Below are 19474 nucleotides of genomic sequence, written 5' to 3'. Positions count from 1 at the left end.
GTTGCCACAGGATGTGGCGCACTTAGTCTTTGATCTTAAGCTCAATTTCCTTTAAAAAATCGTGGCATCCGCCGGAGGCTTTAACTTTATTCAGGGAATAAAGTTAGACATCAACGACGATGACATCTTCGCCAATTTTTAGAGGCTTCTCGGTTTTAACAACCTTTTTTCCTTCGGTAATATCAGCAAAAAAGCCATCCGTTACTTCATACCCTATAATCGTGCCCACTTCTTCGGTGAAATATACATCTTCAAGTAAGCCTAATTTTTGTCCTTCTGAAGACAATAAAGGCTTTCGGAATAATCCATGATGAGTGTGTAAAAAATATGTGGGTGTATCGGCCTCGTTGTCCAGTAGCTCAAGCATTTGTACATCCGAAACCATGACTCCATCATCTCCAATGGAGGAAATACTTTGGATGGGGACTACCCGATCTCGTTCAAATAGTCCTTTTCCTTTCATAATTAAGGATTTCACCATTCCATCTGATGTGATACAAAGATCCGCAACTCGGCCAAGTACCTTGGCAGAATTTTCATCGTATACCGGTAAATCCTTGAGTAATGAGAATGTCCGCAAAGATAATCGCCACCTTTCCGAACATTACTTATCATTTACTTTCAGTCATCTTGTCATACTGCACAAGAGTTACCAAAAGAAAAAAGCTGGTGCGCCCAGCTTTTATTCAGCCTCCATAAAATCATATGGAGTAATTCCTGCCATCCCGATATTCGGGTCGGTTTGAAAAAGTACATCATAATAAGACTTAGCCTCCTCAGGAACTGTTACAACGCCATCCTCCATGACACCAAAGGTGGCTTTTAGTTTTTCACTCAAGGTTGTTTGGCGGTTTGTATCGTTTGCTCGTTGGACACCTTGTCTTAATGCGTCTTCCTCCCCACAAAGAATTAAAAAATTTTTAGCTCTTGTAATCGCGGTATAGATTAAATTCCGGCGTAGCATGCGATAATATCCTTTAACGATCGGTAAAATCACGATTGGAAATTCACTACCTTGTGATTTATGAATCGAACAACAATAGGCGTGAGTGATTTGATTTAGATCCTGTTTTGTATATGTGACCTCGTTGCCTTCAAAATTGATCACGACCATATCCTGTTTTTCCGTATTTTCTTTTGCATAAAAAATTGATTCGATTTCACCGATATCGCCATTAAATACATTATTTTCAGGCTGGTTTACTAATTGAAGTACCTTATCGCCCCTGCGGTAAATGATATCCCCATATTTTAATTCTCGTTTGCCATGTACGGGCGGATTAAAAAGCTCTTGTAGCATGACATTTAAACTGTCGATTCCTGCAGGTCCGCGATACATCGGTGCTAAAACTTGAATGTCCTTGACGGAGTAGCCCTTCTTTTTCGCATTATCCGAAACCTGTCTGACAACCTCTAGTACTTGATTTTGATAGCATTTTAAAAAGGATCGATCCTTTTTGGGCGAAGAGATATCTGGTGGCAGGTTGCCTTTTTTAATATCATGAGCTAGCTCGATAATTGATGAGCCTTCTGATTGACGATAGATGTCTGTTAATCGTACTGTTGGTAAAACGTCTGAAGCCAATAAATCCTTTAAAACCTGACCTGGACCGACTGATGGCAACTGGTCTTCATCACCTACTAGAACTACTTGGATATGCTTTGGAAGTGATTTAAAAAGCTGATGGGCTAACCAAACATCGACCATTGATACTTCATCAACAATTAACAATTTACCATCGATGGGGTTGTCCTCATCATGGCTAAAGCCTTCGACACCGTTCCACCCCAATAGCCTATGAATGGTGACAGCAGGTAGTCCTGTTGATTCACTCATCCGCTTTGCTGCACGTCCAGTTGGAGCGACTAAAACAACCGGGAATGGATTTTCAGAATTATAGTCCTTCGGGTCTAAGGAGCAGCCATGCAATTCCCCATATAATTCAACAATCCCTTTGATGACGGTTGTTTTTCCTGTGCCAGGTCCTCCAGTTAAAAGTAGCATTGGCGACATTAATGCTTTTTGGATTGCATCTTTTTGTGAAGGGGCATATTGGACTTTTATTCTTTCCTCAAGTGCTCCTAGCGCAAGTAAAAATTCTGATTCTGGAAAAATATCTTCGTATTCAGTCTGTTCCATAACATGTTTAATATTTCTGATGAGCCCTTTTTCAGAAAAGTAAAGTGACGGAAGATAAACCTTGTCCTCTTCTATGACAAGCTTGCTTTCTTCGGTTAAACCAATCATTTCCTTCGAAATATCGGTTGCAATAATTTCTTCTTGACTACTTTGCTCCAATAATTGTTGGACACGAGTGATTAAATCTTCGACTGTAAGATAGACGTGCCCATCTTGTAATGAGTCTTGTTCAAGTATGTATAAACAGCCAGCTTTGATTCGGTCTGGATGATTTCCGGAGATTCCTAATTGACGTCCTAATTCATCGGCTCTTCCAAATCCAACTCCTTCTATGTCTTCGACTAATTTATAAGGACTGTGTTGAAGAATTTCAAGAGTTTGCTCTTTATATATTTGATAAATTTTCATCGAAAGCTGAGGGCCAAACCCATATTGGCTAAGGCCAATCATGATTTGTTCGAGTCCTTGGTGCTGTTGGAGGCTATCGTAAATTTCCTTCGCTTTGTCTGCAGAAAGCTTATCAACCTCCTGCAAAACAGATGGATTTGCGATAATTTTTGAAATCGCTCCTTCTCCCAGTGTCTCAACTATTTTCTCAGCCGTCTTTTTCCCAATCCCTTTAAAAAGGTCACTGGAAAGATACTGGATGATTCCTTGTTTTGTATGGGGAATTTCTTTTTGAAATTGTTCGACGTGGAACTGGATCCCGAATCGTGGATGCTCCTTTAAGCGGCCGAAAAAAATATAGGTTTCATTTTCATGAATGCGAGGGAAATACCCCGTGACAACTGCTTCTTTTTCATTATAGTCTTCGTTTGTTTCTTGAAGCCTGATGCGAACAACAGAGTATAAATTTTGCTCATTATGAAAAATGGTAACTAAATGAGTGCCCTTCATGAATTTACGTTGTTCATTAAATAAATCTAAAGACTCCTGTTGTTCCATAAGTATTCCCTCCTCGTCATTTATTCGCTCATTGCTTCACTGACTATTTTCTTTCCATTCGCAGCCAGCATATGGTCTGGTTGAATTTTTAAAGCTTTTTCAAACATTTCAAGTGCTTTTTCAAGATCATTTTTAAAACCTGCATAGGCAACACCTAAATTATAATAGGCATCTGAGTGCTCAGGTTCTATTTCGATTACACGATTAAACGTTTTGATTGCTTCATCAATTACAGATTCTCCCGCTAAGCAAAGTCCGTATTGGAATAAAGCATCTACATCATTCTCGTTTAGCTCAACTGCACGTTTCATATATGGCAATGCAAGCTTTGGCTGACCTAACTGAATCAATGTCATTCCAAGCATATAGTATGTATCGCTATTGTTGACACCAGCTTTTAGAGCTTTTTCAAACATATCCTTCGCTTTGATAAAATCATCCTGGTTATAAAGAAGGCTGCCGATTCCGTAATAAGCGGTCCCCGCTCCCGGATCAAGCTCAAGTGCTTTATTGAAAAAAGCAATCGCTCTTTCGGGGTCACCAACTGCTGATAAGAGATTGCCGAAATTTACATAGTAAATTGGCTCTTTCGGATTTTCCTCAATGGCTTGTGAAAAGCATTTAGCTGCTTCCTCGTAATTCCCTTCTTGCATATATTCAATACCTTGTTTATTTAAGTCCAATCATACTCAACTCCATTAACTTTTGTGCAGTTCATATTATAACACAGGAAAACCCCAACCCTAAAGATAGAGTTGAGGTTTCAGTTCCTCGCATTAACTGGCAGTTGGCCACCTAATGGTGGCGACTGCCAGTTATAGCCTGATTGGTTCAACTAACATTCAGCGAGGAAAGAGTCCCTCACCGTATGAAATTTCACTTTATCCAACATATGTTAGACGTTCGCCATTTTTAAAGACTTTATCAATTGTCGCACCACCGAGGCATTCGTCTCCATTATAGAATACAACAGCTTGCCCTGGTGTTACTGCACGAATTGGCTCATCGAAAATAACCTTGACTGTATTATCATCAACTTTCTGAACGGTAACAACATTGTCCTGTTGACGATAACGGAATTTGGCTGTACATTTTACATCTTGTTCTGGTTTGTAATCTGATACCCAGCTTACATTTGTGGCTAATATTGAATCAGAATAGAGATATTCATTGTGGAAGCCTTGATCGACATACAAAATGTTTTTCTCAAGGTCTTTACCAATTGAAAACCATGGTTCACCACTTCCACCAATGCCTAAACCATGACGTTGGCCAATTGTGTAATACATTAAACCATCATGTTTACCTTTTACTTCTCCTGAAAAAGTAACCATATCACCCGGTTGTGCAGGTAAATAATTGCCTAAGAATTCTTTAAAATTACGTTCACCGATAAAGCAAATTCCAGTACTATCCTTTTTTGTAGCAGTCGCAAGGTTTGCTTCTTTTGCAAGCTCACGTACTTTTGGTTTTTCAATATTTCCGATAGGAAACATTACTTTTGAAAGCTGTTCCTGTGTAAGTTGATTTAGAAAATAAGTTTGATCCTTATTTTCATCGATACCGCGGAGCATTTTATACTCTCCGTCTCTGTATTCAACACGAGCATAATGCCCAGTGGCTAAATAATCCGCCCCAAGTGTTAAGGCATGCTCTAAAAAGGCTTTGAATTTGATTTCTTTATTACACATGACATCAGGATTTGGCGTTCTACCTGCTTTATACTCGTCTAAAAAGTAGGTGAATACTTTATCCCAATATTGCTTTTCGAAATTGACAGCATAATATGGAATGCCAATTTGGTTGCAGACACGAATAACGTCCTCATAGTCTTCTGTTGCTGTACAAACCCCATTCTCATCGGTATCGTCCCAGTTTTTCATAAAAATTCCGATGACATCATAGCCTTGCTCTTTTAATAAAAGGGCGGCAACAGATGAGTCTACTCCACCAGACATCCCAACGACTACACGGGTATCTTTTGGATCCTTCATGTTTCCACCTCCTCTAAATCGTTAATCGTTTGACAATTTTTGCTGTTTCATTTGCTGCCGTTTTAATGTCATCCATAGTGTTACCAAGACCGAAGCTAAAACGGATTGAAGAAGTGATTCGGTCGGAGTCTTTGCCGAACATGGCCACAAGCACATGTGATGGCTCAATCGAACCAGCCGTACATGCAGACCCACTTGAAACAGCTATTCCTGCTAAATCAAGGTTAACGAGCATCGACTCAACATTCGTTCCAGGAAAATAAATATTTAACACATGTGGTAATGACTTTGATAAATCGCCATTCACCTCATAAGCAATGTCCTGTTCCTTTAAAATAGAGATAAAGGCATGTTTAAATTCCCGATAAAGTGTGTGCTTTTGACTCATTGTTTGTTTTGCTATGTGTACGGCAGCTTGGAGGCCAATAATTCCAGCAACATTTTCCGTACCAGCCCTGCGTTTTTTTTCTTGTTCGCCGCCGAATAGCAGTGGTGCAATCTTTTTACCTTCTCTCATGTACAAAAATCCTGTTCCTTTAGGTCCATTGATTTTATGAGCTGAAACTGAGAGAAGATCAATCTTGTATTGGTTCACATCTATATCAACTAGTCCATAGGCTTGGACAGCATCTGTATGAAAAATTGCCTGATGTTCTTGAAGAAGCTCTCCAATTTCCTTAATTGGTTGTATAGCGCCTACTTCATTATTTCCAAACATAATGGTTACGAGAATCGTTTCTGAAGTAAGGGCTGCTTCAACGTCCTTGACTGAAACAATTCCAGTCTCATTAACTGGCAAATAGGTAATTGTAAAGCCTTGTTTTTCAAGATGTTCACACGTATGAAGGACTGCGTGATGTTCAATAACGGACGTAATAATATGTTTGCCTTTTCCTTGCATCGCATAGGCAGTTCCCATTATTGCTAAATTATCGGCTTCGGTGCCTCCGCTTGTAAAAACAATCTCATTTGGCTTTGCATGGATGCTATCTGCAATTGACTGTCTCGCTTCATCAACGGAGTGTCGACCTTTCCGACCAAAATAATGAATGCTTGAAGGATTGCCAAAAACCTCTGTCATGTACGGGAGCATACTCTCCACAACATCAGGGTGCATGGGCGATGTAGCTGCATGATCTAAGTAAATATGTTGCATCAATGCGCCCTCCTTTTTTAATTGACTTTAAGATTATTGCATATTTTCATCAGATATAAAACATATATGCATCATTACCGTCGCTATAGCTTGCGAGGTCTTCTAGTGTTGTACTATCTAATACTTCTTTCACTGCATCTCTAATTCTTATCCATAATTCCCTTTTTGCAGGCTCTTCATCCTCTAAAACCTCTACAGGACTAATCGGTCCCTCAAGAACAAGAATGACGTCCCCTGATGTAATCTTTGTAGGTTCGTCCCCGAGGACATAGCCTCCATAAGCCCCGCGAATGCTTTTTACCAAGCCTGCATTGCGTAAAGGTGCAATTAATTGTTCAAGATAATGCTCAGAAAGCTCATGCTTCGCTGCAATCGATTTTAATGAGATGGGTCCCTTTCCATAATTCTTTGCAAGTTCGATCATGATAGTTAGACCATATCTACCTTTTGTTGATATTTTCATACAAATACACTCCTAATTACTAAAATGATTCACTTCAATAACTGGTGTTTTATCCAGTTTGTGTTTCAAGCCGTCATGCATTTTCTGACATTGTGGTAATGCATATCCTGCAATATAACCAATTCCTACACAATACACTAAGGTTCCTACGAAAACAGGACCTCCTAATAACCAACCAATCGTTAAAACAATAATTTCCATTCCTGAACGAATATATTGCACTTTCCACTTAGAAAGTTCAGTTAGTGCTAACATCAAACTATCCCTTGGTCCTGCACCAACCTTAGCCGAAATATAAATTCCCATTCCATATCCATTAATAAGAAGTCCTAAGAGCAACATGAAGAGTTTTCCGATAAAGGTGTCTGGTGTAACAAGGAACGGAACCATCATGAACATATCTATAAAAATACCTACCGAAATCATATTTAAAAATGCACCGATTTGAGGCAATCGCTTCAATAATAATGAGGAAAGAAACAAAATAAAAAAGCCGACTATTATCGACCACGAACCGATGGTAAGACCGATTTGTTTAAAAAGTCCGATATGCAAAACGTCCCAAGGAGATGCCCCAAGATCAGCTTTGATTATCATGACAACTCCCAAAGACAAAATTAATAAGCCAATTAAAAAAGTTGACCATTTCAACATATGGTGGCTAAAGCTAAACTGTACTTGCATTCTCTCACTCCGTCTCTTGTGTCTCCCGTCTCTGTCTGTATATCTTCTTTCTATATACAATTTCATTCACGACATTATATCATAAATTGCGTTGCATTTGTATTTATCAATCGCAAAACGTATGATAAAGTTGGAGTATCGACTTTGAACTGTTGGATAAGGGGATGAACCTTTTGCTTTTTGAATCACTTATCGAAGCACCTTTGTCATATCGAATGCGGCCAAAACATATTGAAGAAATTCTTGGTCAAAAGCATATTATCGGCAAGGAAACAGCTTTATATAAAATGATTATGAATGGACATGTTCCCTCCATATTGCTTTATGGGGAGCCTGGAATTGGAAAAACATCGATTGCAACGGCAATTGCCGGTACAGTTGATATGCCCTTTATCTCCATTAATGCTACAACTGCAGGTAAAAAAGATATCGAGGATGCCGTATCTACCGCAAAAACAGAAGGGAAATTAATCCTATTTATTGATGAAGTACATCGCTTTAACAAAGCACAGCAGGATTATTTGCTGCCACATGTAGAACGTGGTCTCGTTTCGTTGATTGGTGCAACAACGGAAAATCCATTCCATGATGTAAACCCTGCGATTCGCAGCAGATGTGGACAGATTAAAGAGCTTCGCCCATTAACAAAAGAGGATATAAAAGAATTAATTCAGCGTGCCTTAGGAGATTCAGAACGAGGTCTTGGGCATTTGCAAATTTCGATTTCAGAGGAAGCTATAGACCTCATTTCGTCATCCACTAAGGGTGATGCACGATCTGCGATGAATGTTTTAGAAGATGTCGTGTTAGCTTCTAAAACAAGGGACAGTGACATAGTTGAAATAGATATTGAGCTTGTTAAGGAATGTGTAGAAAATAAGGGGTTCTCCCATGATAAAGACGGAGATCTTCACTATTCATTGTTGTCCTCTCTTCAAAAAAGTATCCGTGGTAGCGATGTTAATGCCGCTTTGCATTATTTAGCAAGACTTATTGAAGGCGGGGATTTAGTTTCGATTTGCAGAAGACTTACGGTAATTGCATACGAGGATATTTCAATTGCAGCACCTGAGGTTGGCGTTCATACTGTTGCAGCTTGCCAAGCGGTAGAACGTCTAGGACTGCCTGAAGCACGTATTCCATTAGCGAATGTCGTAATTGAACAATGTTTATCACCAAAAACAAACAGTGCGTATAGATCGCTCGATAAGGCGATTGAGGATATCCGAAAAGGAAATATTGGGGAAATTCCGGATCACCTTCGTGACGCTCATTATAGTGGTGCGAAAGAGCTTGGACATGGCATTGGGTATCTGTACCCACATGACTATCCAAATGGCTGGGTGAAGCAGCAATACTTACCGGACCTTCTGAAAAATAGAAAATACTTTAAACCGAAACAAAATGGACAAGAAAAATATTTTTCAAAAGTATATGACCGGCTCGAGCAACTTCAAAAAGAGGGGGAGAAATAGTGTTAACTTTATTCATCCGCTACTCGGTTGAATAAAGTTAAAGCCTCCGGCGGATGCCACAGATTTTCAAAGGAAGCTTTTCGAGCATGCTCGAAAAAATCTGGGCACAAATACGCCAAGGCGCATTTGATTTTATTTCACCCCCTTTTTGTTAAGCCGCTACATCACGTTTTGTAAAGACGAACCATGTTAGTGCGTTGAAAATAACAAAATAGATAATTAACACAATGATTGAAAATGTCATCGTCATCCCCTCGACCAAAACATATCCAGTGAGGTATTGAGATAAATCTGTATTGGCAAACAAGATGTACTTTGCCCAATCGAATTTCATAGCCAGAAGAGCAGTTACATTTACCCCTGCAAACATTAAAAAGATGGCTAATCCAATGGCAAGTCCGCTGTTTCTAAAAATTGTAGAAATCATAAATGCAAATGTTGACATCATGATTAAGCTAATTGATTTTAAACCGAAGATACCTAGAATATGCGAAATCATAGGAACTTCATGAACCGAGCCATCCCTATAAACGAGATGTGGTGTTGAACCATCGCCACCAAAGAATATACTCCCGACTAAAAATGAAACAACAAAAAGCAGGACCAAGGAAAATAAAGCAAACAGGATGGTAGCCAAATACTTCGACAGAAGAATTTTCGCTCTTGAGACAGGTCGTATTAATAATAATTTAATTGTTCCCCATGTAAATTCAGATGCCACACTGCTTGCACCAACTACTACTGTAAATAGGGTAATTAATGAAACAATTTCTGAAGCTGTCGACATAAAATTCCAAGTAGTTCTACTAGTATCTATCGGAGCTATATTATGTTCAAGTCGATACTCATTTATAGCCAAATCTCTTTCTGAGATATCCTTTATCATATCTGGTAAATCCTCATTCGCCATGTCTGCTTTAAGCATTTCGTTATGCTGTTGCAGATTTTGTTTCCAATTTTCATCAACTGAATTAGAAGCCGTAGCATTCATTACAATTCCCACCACTACTGCCACAACTACCAGTAGAACAAGCATAATCCAAGTAGAAAAACGACGGTAAATTTTCATATTTTCATTCTGAATAAGTTTGACGATATTACCCAATTCCGCTACCTCCTGTTACCTCTAAGAATCGATCTTCAAGTGATTTTGAAAGCTGCATAATTCCATACACCAGAATCTCATTTTTTACAAGACTAGCATTTAGTTGAGGAATCATTTCATGATCCGTCAGAATCTCGATTCCTTTATCAGTTTGAATCACTTCAAGCAATGGGTATTCAGTCGATAAAATCGATAAAGCTTTTTCTACATGACCGACTTGAAATTGAACACGTATGCTAGCTTCTTCGTTCATAAATTCAGTAACCTTCTGCACACCCACTAGTTCACCATTTTGGATAATTCCAATCCGGTCACACATCATTTCCATTTCAGAAAGCAGATGGCTGGATACAATAACCGCTAGACCTTCTTCTCTAGCAAGCTTTCTGACGTAATCACGAACCTCACGAATTCCAGCAGGGTCCAATCCATTAGTTGGTTCATCTAAAATCAAAATTGAAGGGCTATGTAAGAGTGCTTGAGCGACTCCTAAGCGCTGCCTCATTCCCAGTGAATATGTTTTGACCTTATCATTGATTCTTTTTCCAAGCCCCACAAGCTCTGTTACTTCAAGAATTCGTTCTTTTGTTACCCCTTTTACCATCCGGGCATAATGAAGAAGATTTTGATAGCCTGTTAAAAACTTATACATTTCCGGATTTTCAACAATGCCCCCGATATGCTGAACAGCCTGTTCAAAATTTTTAGCTATATTAGTTCCTTTTATAATGACTTCCCCGTCAGTAATAGACATGAGTCCAACAAGCATCCGAATGGTAGTCGTTTTACCGGCACCGTTAGGGCCTAAAAACCCAAATACCTCACCTGGATATACATCAAAGGTTATTCCCTTAATGATTTCTTTTTTACCAATTGTCTTTTTGACATTTTTCAATTGTAAGACTGGCTGCACTTTTTCTCCTCCTAACAGTTTGTGAGATTCGATTCTGAATAAATCTCGTTCACGTCCTATGGATTATGTGACATTACTACTTACGTATTATAAATGAAAAAGTTTCCATTTTTTTAGGTTGTGAGAAAACTTTACATTCATTTTACATTGCAAATTGCAGCCATGGCACGCTTTTTGCTGTATTTTCTATTTTCCTAAAAACTAGTAATGTATAAAACAAAAATAACGTGGTCATGCTAGATATAAAGAAAAAATCTATCATTTACAATTAATAGGGAGTTGGTTTTATGAAAGTGAGACAAGATGCATGGTCACACGAGGATGATCTCTTACTAGCAGAAACAGTTCTACGTTACATTCGCGAGGGTGGAACACAATTAGCAGCATTTGACGAAGTAGGCGATAAATTGAATCGTACGTCAGCAGCATGTGGGTTCCGATGGAATGCAGAAGTCCGCAATAATTATGAGCAGGCAATTGCAATAGCGAAAAAACAACGAAAAGAAAGAAAAAGAGCATTAGAAAGATTGAATAAAGAAAATACGGTAACAAATGAAAAACCAGTGATACAGGAAACGTTTGTTGAAGAAATACCCGCTGCTCCAGTGTACATGGAAGAGGTGTCAGCAGAGTTGATTCCATCAACTAATTCCATTACACTTGAAGATTGTATTTCTTTCCTGTCATCAATGAGACATCGTGACCTTCTTTCAAATCAACTGGAAATGGAAAATAATCGTTTACGTCGAGAAAATGACTCTTTAAAGCAACAAACAAAAGATCTAGAGAAAAAACTTGAAAAATTATCTGACCAACAGACTATTATTCAAGAAGACTACCAAGCCCTTGTGCAAATTATGGATCGTGCAAGACGCTTAGTGATGTTTGAGGATTCAGACGATCGTAACTCCCCTGCTTTTCGGATGGATAAAAACGGCAATCTTGAGCAATTAGCGAAATAGAAAAGTGCAAGGTGCGCAGCTTTAGACGACATGCATAAGACGAGCGCTGACATAAGGTGCATTTTACCTTCCGAAGCGATTGACTTAGACCATAGAGCCGATGGCGCCTGGTGCTAGACATAATAAAAACGTGGCCGCATTTGGCCACGTTTTTCTATTTGTCCTTCACTCTTTTGATTTTTATGTCCTTTAGTAATTCTCGAACAACATAGCTTCCCATAATCAACCCGCATGTCGATGGCGTAAATGCATTAGAGGATGGGGGCATTTTTGCTTTACGAATTTTAGCATTTTCATCCGTAATTTGCTGACGAACATCTTCACGGATGACAATTGGGCTTTCATCAGAGAACACGACAGGAATCCCTTTATGAATTCCCTCTTTTCGTAATTTTGTACGAATGACCTTCGCCATTGGATCAGTATGTGTTTTTGAAATATCCGCAATCATAAAACGTGTTGGGTCCATCTTATTTGCGGCACCCATACTTGAAATGATTGGAATTTTTCGTTTAAGACATTCCTTCATAAGGTGAATTTTATACATAATCGTGTCTGACGCATCAATGACAAAGTCTAAGTCATAGCTAAAAAATTCTTCATATGTTTCCTCAGTATAAAACATTTTTAGTGCGATTACTTCACAGTCAGGGTTTATATCAGCAATACGTTCTTTCATAATATCTACTTTTGACTGACCAACTGTCGAAAGTAAAGCAGGTAACTGTCGATTAATATTTGTGATGTCCACATTATCCTTATCTACCAATACCAATCGTCCTACACCAGAGCGTGCGAGCCCCTCTACCGAGAAGGAACCAACGCCTCCAACTCCAAGGACAGCTACTGTACTATTTTTAAGGATATCAACCCCTTGTTTTCCTACTGCTAATTCATTTCGTGAAAATTGGTGTAACATCTCTTCAACTCCATCAGGTATCAATTTCATCTTAGCTTTGTTGTATTTTTACCAGAATTAGAATATAACATACTTCACCTAAATACAAGAATTTCTATATGAAATTATGTATATTTGATAAAAAAATCCCTGTTTACAAATAGTAAACAGGGATTTTTTCGTTTATGTGGTGATTGGTAGAAGTCCCAATCGTGCCGTCGATGCCTTAGTTTTGAACCCGCTCACCGCAGGTGGGCACCCTGTTTCAACTTTTGTAAGTCCTCTTTTAGCGAAAGATGAGGCATTTACGTAAGTGCGAAAACTCCGGGCTCCCGTATAATCTATTGTTCGGTCAAAACAATAGGTTATACGACAAACACATCAGGACTTCAACTTTATGTCACAATATTAACACACGACATACGTCATTACAAGTTGACCTAAAAGGGTTTTGTTCGCTATTTTCGAACATTTAACGACAAATACAAGTCGTTTAATTGTGCTTTGCTTACCTCACCTGGCGCATCTGTTAAAAGATCACTTGCACTTGCTGTTTTAGGGAAAGCAATCGTGTCACGTAGATTTGTTCTACCTGCTAAAAGCATGACAAGTCGATCTAAACCTAATGCAATACCACCATGTGGTGGTGTACCATATTCGAATGCTTCCATTAAGAATCCGAACTGCTCTTTTGCTTCCTCTTCTGTAAATCCTAAAACTTTGAACATTTTTTCCTGGATGTCACGTTCAAAAATTCGAAGTGAGCCTCCACCTAACTCATAGCCATTCAATACAAGGTCATATGCTTGTGCCTTTACTTCCCAAGGTTTGCTGTCTAGAAGCTCGATATCGTCTCGAGCTGGCATTGTAAATGGATGGTGAGCTGCATAATAACGACCATCTTCTTCATCGAACTCAAAAAGTGGCCAATCCGTTACCCAAAGGAAATTAAACTTAGATGAATCAATTAAATCAAGCTCTTTTCCAAGTTTTAATCTGAGTGCACCTAAAGCATCTGCAACCACATTTGATTTGTCCGCTACGAAGAGAAGTAAGTCTCCCGCTGAAGCCTCTAACACTGTTCTTAATGCCTTTTGCTCTTCTTCATCAAAGAACTTAGCAATCGGACCCTTTAATTCCGCTTCTTCAACCTTTAACCATGCAAGCCCTTTTGCACCGTAACGATTCACATATTCTGTAAGACCATCAATATCCTTACGAGTGTATTTATCAGCAGCACCCTTTGCATTGATTGCTTTTACTTGTCCACCAGTCGCCACTGCATTGCTGAATACTTTAAATCCACTGTCCTTGACTACTTCTGAAAGATTGATTAACTCCATTTCAAAACGGGTATCAGGTTTGTCAGAACCATAACGGTTCATTGCATCATCATATGTTAATCGTGGTAATGGAAGCTCGATGTCCAATCCTTTTACGTCTTTCATTAGCTTTTTCATCATTTGCTCTGCCATGGACATGATGTCTACCTGACTCATGAATGAAGTTTCAATATCGATCTGTGTAAATTCCGGCTGTCTGTCAGCACGGAGATCCTCGTCTCTGAAACAGCGAGCAATTTGGTAATAGCGGTCAAATCCACCTACCATCAATAGCTGTTTGAAAATTTGTGGTGATTGTGGAAGTGCGTAAAACTTACCTGGGTGCACACGGCTTGGTACAAGATAGTCACGAGCGCCTTCTGGTGTACTTTTTGTTAAAATTGGTGTTTCAATATCTAGAAACCCTTCGTCGTCAAGATAATTTCGAATTGATTTTGTTACATTATGGCGCATTTTGAAGGTTTCAAACATAGCTGGTCTACGAAGATCTAAATAACGATATTTTAAACGTAAATCCTCAGAAACCTCTGTGCGGTCTTCAATCATAAATGGAGGTGTTTTTGCTTCATTTATGATGTTGACTTCAGTCACTTTAATTTCGATTTTTCCGGTCGTAATATTATTGTTTATTGTTGCTTCATCACGAGCCACAACAGTTCCAACTATATCCAATACATATTCATTTCTAACAGTCTCAGCAATTTCTAATGCTTCCTTAGATTCTTCAGGATTAAATACAATTTGGACAATTCCAGTTCTGTCTCTTAGGTCAATAAAAATGAGTCCGCCTAAGTCTCTTCGTTTTTGAACCCAGCCCTTTAATGTTACTTTTTCGCCAATAGCTTGTTCGGTGATTTCACCACAATAATATGTTCTTCCAAACATGTTTCCCACTCCTAGTGACTTTTTTCAAGTATATATGTTATAAATTGTTCAATTTGGACTTCTTCTTGATTTCCTGTTTCCATGTTTTTCACGTTGATAACATTTCTTTCTAATTCTTCATCGCCTAAAATTGCAACAAATTTAGCCTGTAATCTGTCGGCTGCTTTGAATTGCCCTTTAACTTTTTTATTTAAATAATCTTTCTCGGCAACTAGGCCTGCTTTTCTAAGTTCATTGACTAACAATACAGATTTAGAAGATGCGGCATCCCCAATTGCAGCAACATAGCAGTCGACTCGTTCTTCAAGTGGTAGCTCTATCGCTTCTGCATCTAAGGCTGCTAAAAGTCTTTCAATGCTTAATGCAAATCCGATACCCGGTGTTTCAGGCCCGCCAAGTCCTTCTACTAAGCCATTGTAACGTCCTCCACCACATAGGGTCGTAATTGCCCCAAAGCCTTCAGCATCACTCATAATTTCAAATGCTGTGTGGTTATAGTAATCCAAGCCTCTAACTAGACCGGAATCTACCTCGAAATCAATCTCTAAATCTGTTAAGTATGATTTCACTTTATTGAAATACACAGTTGATTCTTCGTTTAAGTATTCGAGAATAGATGGTGCAGAATGCATTAATTCATGATCACGGTCTTTTTTACAATCAAGGATTCGCATTGGATTTTTCTCAAGTCTTGATTTACAGTCCGAGCAAAACTCATCTATTCTAGGAGAAAAGTGTGCGATAAGTGCATCTCGATGTGCACTTCTACTCGAAACATCACCTAGGCTGTTAATAACAAGCTTTAGTTTTTTCAATCCTAGTGATTTGTAAATTTCCATTGCCAGTGCAATGACTTCTGCATCGATACCAGGGTCATTACTTCCTAATGCCTCGACGCCAAATTGGACGAATTGACGGAAACGACCAGCCTGCGGTCGTTCGTAACGAAACATTGGTCCACAATAATAAAGCTTTGTTGGCTGTGTTGGATTTCCGAACATCTTGTTTTCCACATAGGAGCGAACAACAGCCGCAGTGCCTTCTGGTCGAAGTGTTAAACTTCGTTCACCACGATCTTCAAAGGTGTACATTTCTTTTGTAACAATGTCTGTTGTTTCACCAACGCTACGTAAAAATAATTCTGTATGTTCAAAGATTGGTGTCCTGATTTCTTTATAATTAAATCTTTTGCAGATATCTCGAGCTATTTCCTCGATATATTGCCATTTTTCCACATTACCTGGAAGAATGTCTTGCGTCCCTCTAGGAATATTAACCATTCATTACTCCTCCTACCTAATCAAATGCGCCTTGGCGTATTGCGCCCATATTTTTTAGGCCCACACGATGTGGGTCACAAAGACGTTGCCACAGGATGTGGCGTTCTTAGTCTTTGATCTTACGCTCGAAAAATTTCCTTTGAAAATCGCACGTCTCCGCCGAAGGCTTTAACTTAATTCAGTCCCGGCTGAATTAAGTTAAAAAATAAAAAAGCTCCCATCCCTACAATTTCTTGTAGGGACGAGAGCTTGGATTCCCGTGGTGCCACCCTAGTTAAAACCTAAACGCCCTTTAGACATGAGTCGTCTTAAGTTTTCACTCGATCAGTTAACGCCTGAAACGTTCAACTCCTACTAGAGCATTTGCTTTTTCAAAGAGAAACCTACGAGGTGTTCTTTCAATAAGTCATCATGTAGGAATGCTCTCAGCCAATGACATTCCCTCTCTATTCATGTGTAGTCCTATTTACTTTTCCCCATCACTGGTTCAAATTATTATTTTTTGTAGAATTTTATACTATCATACGTATGAACTCGATTCATGTCAAGTTTTTAAACAAAAATTTAATTTAGGAACGGTGTAGTTGCTTTTTTAAATTTCTTACGTCTCTAACGGAAACACCAAATTCGCCCGCTAATTCTACATACGTTGATGATTGCTCTTTTTGAATAAAGTCGTGAAAATCTACTCCAAATACATTCCCCCCGGTATTTTGAACATTGTTGCTTTTTTCACTAAATCTCATCCTATTCGCCCCTTTTTCGTGATAGAATATATTTTTCCCTTTTTTTAGATTTTCTTTCTTAAAAAACAGGAATATTTTTATTTATGGCGAAATCATATAAAGCTATGTTTTTTACTCAAGGAGGCTTTTAAGTGTTACACAAGATTTTAAAATTAGGACTAGCGTTCCTACTTGCGATTATTTTTTCAGTTACAACAAACCCTGGAAAACTCACAAATGCAGAAAATATCGCAGTCATCAATACTCCTGTTTTAAATGTGAGAGAAGGTCCAGGACTTTCCTACGGTAGAACAGCACAAGTCAAACAAGGAGAAAAATTTACAATCATTGAAAGGAAAAATGAATGGGTTAAGCTACAGCTTTCTTCTGGAAAAACAGGCTGGGTTGCTTCATGGCTCATAACAGAAAACCAATCTAATCAGGCTCCATTCATTTCTTCATCAACCGTTGTATCTACCGTTGATGGACTTAGATTTCGTAGTGGACCTGGAACAAGTTTTCAAGTAATCGGTTCGTTAAATAAAGGAAACGAGGCCCGGTTTATTGAAACAAATGAGAATTGGACTAAAATTTCCTTTAATGGACATAATGGTTGGGTTTCCTCACAATTTATCACAGCAAAACAGTCGTCTGGCTCAACAAATTCGAATACAAGTTCTAATTCTAGCTCAACTAAAAAGACCGGAACTGTTACTGCTTCTATCTTGAATGTGAGGGATCAACCAAATTTGCAAGGTAGAATCGTAGGTAAGCTAAAACAAAATGCAAATGTTACGATTACGAATGAGAGAGAAAACTGGATAGAAATCGTATTTGGCGGAAGTTCTGCTTGGATACATAGAGATTTCATTGCCGGCATTTCTTCTACAGAGGAAAAACCTTCTCAGCCTGCTGCCCCACCACAAAGCCCAACAAAACAGGGTAAAATAGGGATTGTGACAGCATCTAGCTTAAATGTCCGAGATAATGGTTCACTTTCCGGAAAAATTATTGGAAACCTAATTCAAGGGAATAAAGTAACGATTGAAGAGGAAATAAATAATTGGAGCCATATTACATTATCAAACGGAACAAAAGGTTGGGTTGCCAGCTGGTATTTAGACATTCAGCTAGATACTTCAACTGAAGCACCAAATTCGGGTCAAACCACAGTAAAAGTTCTATACAATGGCACAAATATTCGTTCAGGATCATCGACTTCACATCCAGTTGCTGCTCGAGCAAACGAGGGCGATTCTTTTCCAATGATTGCTAAGGAGGGGGACTGGTTTAAAATAAGCCTTCCTGGAAATAAAATTGGCTATGTTGCTGGTTGGATTGTTTCAGTTAACGGAACGCAGAACATTGTCGAACGACCGGGCGTGAATCAATATTTAAAGGGAAAAACAATTGTTATAGACCCTGGTCATGGTGGTAATGATAGTGGAGCAATTGGAGTAAGTGGTACTTACGAGAAAATCCTAAATTTACGTACAGCAAACATGGTCGTTGATAAACTAAATGCGTCGGGTGCAAATGTAGTAATGACACGCAATAGTGATAATTATGTTAGCCTACGTTCAAGGGTTAGTATCTCCCATTATCGAAACGCAGATGCCTTTGTGAGCATCCATTATGATAGTATTTATGACCGAAATGTACGCGGAGTAACATCCTATTATTATAAAAACATCGATGTTGGACTCGCTTCATCCATCCAATCGGAGCTTGTTAAAAACACTGGCTTCAAAGACAGACAGCATCGTCAAGGGAATTATCAAGTTTTACGAGAAAACCGAAATCCATCTGTCTTGTTGGAATTAGGCTTTCTTAGTAATCCAACAGAAGAATATGCGGTAAATACTACTAATTTCCAAGAAAATGTTTCAAATGGGATTTATTATGGACTCGCTCAATATTTTAAAGGGAAATAGATTTTCTACAAAAAAATGCCTCAAAAGCAATTGCTTTTGGGGCATTTTTTATTGTCTAGCTNNCTTGCGCTTTTCTTATTTACTTTCGATTATTAAAGTGACGGGTCCCACATTTGTAAATTGGACATCCATCATTGCTCCGAAAGAACCTGTTTCAACATTTACACCTTTTTCACGAAGTTCCGCATTAAAAAGCTCGTACATTTTTTCAGCGTACTCAGGTTTTGCCGCATCCATAAAGTTTGGGCGTCTTCCCTTTCGGCAATCTCCGTATAATGTGAATTGTGATACGGAAAGGATGTCCCCTTCTACATCAAGAAGTGATAAATTCATTTTTCCTTCACTGTCCTCAAAAATGCGCAGATTGACAATTTTATCTGCAACATATTTGATATCTTCCTGTGTATCCGTATGGGTGATTCCTACCAAAAGCATTAACCCATTATTGATGGAACCCACTTCTTCATTTTGAACGATTACACGCGCGTCCTTTGCACGCTGTACAACAACTTTCATGACAATTTCCTTTCTTTAAATCAAATGCGCTTTGGCTTATTTGCGCCCAGATTTTT

At 38.7% G+C, this 19474-nt stretch carries 17 protein-coding genes, 1 other RNA gene and 1 other annotated feature; of the genes, 3 read left to right on the top strand and 15 right to left on the bottom strand.

The window, feature by feature from the left end; all coding sequences use genetic code 11:
* Positions 1–103 precede the first annotated feature (103 nt).
* The 7 genes from V7112_RS04950 to V7112_RS04920 all read right to left on the bottom strand — a co-directional run bounded on the left by V7112_RS04950 (position 104) and on the right by V7112_RS04920 (position 7382).
* A complete protein-coding gene (locus tag V7112_RS04950; RefSeq protein WP_335416294.1) occupies positions 104–580 on the bottom strand; it encodes a PRC-barrel domain-containing protein in 477 nt (158 codons plus the stop codon).
* A gap of 102 nt (positions 581–682) precedes the next feature.
* The gene (recD2, locus tag V7112_RS04945; RefSeq protein ID WP_335416292.1) at positions 683–3085 is read right to left on the bottom strand and encodes an SF1B family DNA helicase RecD2; all 2403 of its coding nucleotides are present in this window, start codon (positions 3083–3085) and stop codon (positions 683–685) included.
* 20 nt (positions 3086–3105) lie between these two features.
* Positions 3106–3768 (bottom strand): tetratricopeptide repeat protein, encoded by a 663-nt coding sequence (locus tag V7112_RS04940; RefSeq protein WP_335416289.1) that lies wholly within the window; start codon positions 3766–3768, stop codon positions 3106–3108.
* Between the two features lie 198 nt (positions 3769–3966).
* A complete protein-coding gene (mnmA, locus tag V7112_RS04935) occupies positions 3967–5079 on the bottom strand; it encodes a tRNA 2-thiouridine(34) synthase MnmA (protein ID WP_335416286.1) in 1113 nt (370 codons plus the stop codon).
* 13 nt (positions 5080–5092) lie between these two features.
* A complete protein-coding gene (locus V7112_RS04930; protein ID WP_335416283.1) occupies positions 5093–6235 on the bottom strand; it encodes a cysteine desulfurase family protein in 1143 nt (380 codons plus the stop codon).
* Positions 6236–6284: 49 nt separating this feature from the next.
* Positions 6285–6698, bottom strand: coding sequence for a cysteine metabolism transcriptional regulator CymR (gene cymR, locus V7112_RS04925; RefSeq protein ID WP_335416280.1), 414 nt, complete (start codon positions 6696–6698; stop codon positions 6285–6287).
* Between the two features lie 12 nt (positions 6699–6710).
* Positions 6711–7382: a YczE/YyaS/YitT family protein gene (locus V7112_RS04920; protein ID WP_335416277.1), complete on the bottom strand. Its 672-nt coding sequence runs from the start codon at positions 7380–7382 to the stop codon at positions 6711–6713.
* A 173-nt stretch (positions 7383–7555) separates the two neighbouring features.
* Here V7112_RS04920 and V7112_RS04915 point away from each other — a divergent pair, with 173 nt between their 5' ends.
* Positions 7556–8857: a replication-associated recombination protein A gene (locus tag V7112_RS04915; RefSeq protein WP_438823857.1), complete on the top strand. Its 1302-nt coding sequence runs from the start codon at positions 7556–7558 to the stop codon at positions 8855–8857.
* Between the two features lie 151 nt (positions 8858–9008).
* Here V7112_RS04915 and V7112_RS04910 read toward each other — a convergent pair whose 3' ends face one another.
* Both V7112_RS04910 and V7112_RS04905 read right to left on the bottom strand, forming a co-directional pair.
* Positions 9009–9953, bottom strand: a complete 945-nt coding sequence (locus V7112_RS04910; protein ID WP_335416394.1) for an ABC transporter permease — start codon at positions 9951–9953, stop codon at positions 9009–9011.
* Between the two features lies 1 nt (position 9954).
* Positions 9955–10875, bottom strand: a complete 921-nt coding sequence (locus V7112_RS04905) for an ABC transporter ATP-binding protein (protein WP_335416274.1) — start codon at positions 10873–10875, stop codon at positions 9955–9957.
* A 287-nt stretch (positions 10876–11162) separates the two neighbouring features.
* Between V7112_RS04905 and V7112_RS04900 the strand changes: the two genes are divergently transcribed.
* On the top strand, positions 11163–11837 hold the full coding sequence (locus V7112_RS04900; protein WP_335416271.1) for an RsfA family transcriptional regulator: 675 nt from the start codon (positions 11163–11165) through the stop codon (positions 11835–11837).
* 154 nt (positions 11838–11991) lie between these two features.
* Here V7112_RS04900 and V7112_RS04895 read toward each other — a convergent pair whose 3' ends face one another.
* The 5 genes from V7112_RS04895 to V7112_RS04875 form a co-directional block, all read right to left on the bottom strand.
* Positions 11992–12756, bottom strand: a complete 765-nt coding sequence (locus V7112_RS04895) for a tRNA threonylcarbamoyladenosine dehydratase (protein ID WP_335416267.1) — start codon at positions 12754–12756, stop codon at positions 11992–11994.
* Between the two features lie 178 nt (positions 12757–12934).
* Positions 12935–13126: non-coding RNA, 6S RNA (gene ssrS, locus V7112_RS04890), on the bottom strand.
* Positions 13127–13193: 67 nt separating this feature from the next.
* Complete coding sequence (gene aspS / locus V7112_RS04885; RefSeq protein ID WP_335416264.1) at positions 13194–14963, bottom strand: aspartate--tRNA ligase; 1770 nt, start codon at positions 14961–14963, stop codon at positions 13194–13196.
* Positions 14964–14974: 11 nt separating this feature from the next.
* A complete protein-coding gene (gene hisS / locus V7112_RS04880; RefSeq protein ID WP_335416262.1) occupies positions 14975–16243 on the bottom strand; it encodes a histidine--tRNA ligase in 1269 nt (422 codons plus the stop codon).
* Between the two features lie 234 nt (positions 16244–16477).
* Positions 16478–16735: a binding site (T-box leader), on the bottom strand.
* Positions 16736–16812: 77 nt separating this feature from the next.
* The gene (locus V7112_RS04875; RefSeq protein ID WP_335416259.1) at positions 16813–16989 is read right to left on the bottom strand and encodes a hypothetical protein; all 177 of its coding nucleotides are present in this window, start codon (positions 16987–16989) and stop codon (positions 16813–16815) included.
* A gap of 131 nt (positions 16990–17120) precedes the next feature.
* Between V7112_RS04875 and V7112_RS04870 the strand changes: the two genes are divergently transcribed.
* Positions 17121–18902, top strand: a complete 1782-nt coding sequence (locus tag V7112_RS04870) for an SH3 domain-containing protein (RefSeq protein ID WP_335416256.1) — start codon at positions 17121–17123, stop codon at positions 18900–18902.
* 75 nt (positions 18903–18977) lie between these two features.
* On the opposite strand, the gene dtd is transcribed toward V7112_RS04870, so the two are convergent.
* The gene (gene dtd / locus V7112_RS04865; RefSeq protein WP_335416252.1) at positions 18978–19418 is read right to left on the bottom strand and encodes a D-aminoacyl-tRNA deacylase; all 441 of its coding nucleotides are present in this window, start codon (positions 19416–19418) and stop codon (positions 18978–18980) included.
* Positions 19419–19474: the final 56 nt, after the last annotated feature.

Source organism: Bacillus sp. JJ1566 (assembly GCF_036962685.1).
In the GTDB taxonomy this organism is placed as follows: Bacteria; Bacillota; Bacilli; order Bacillales; family Bacillaceae_L; genus Ferdinandcohnia.
Note: the sequence above shows the minus strand (reverse complement) of the source record. Positions and strands in the feature narration are given on the sequence as shown.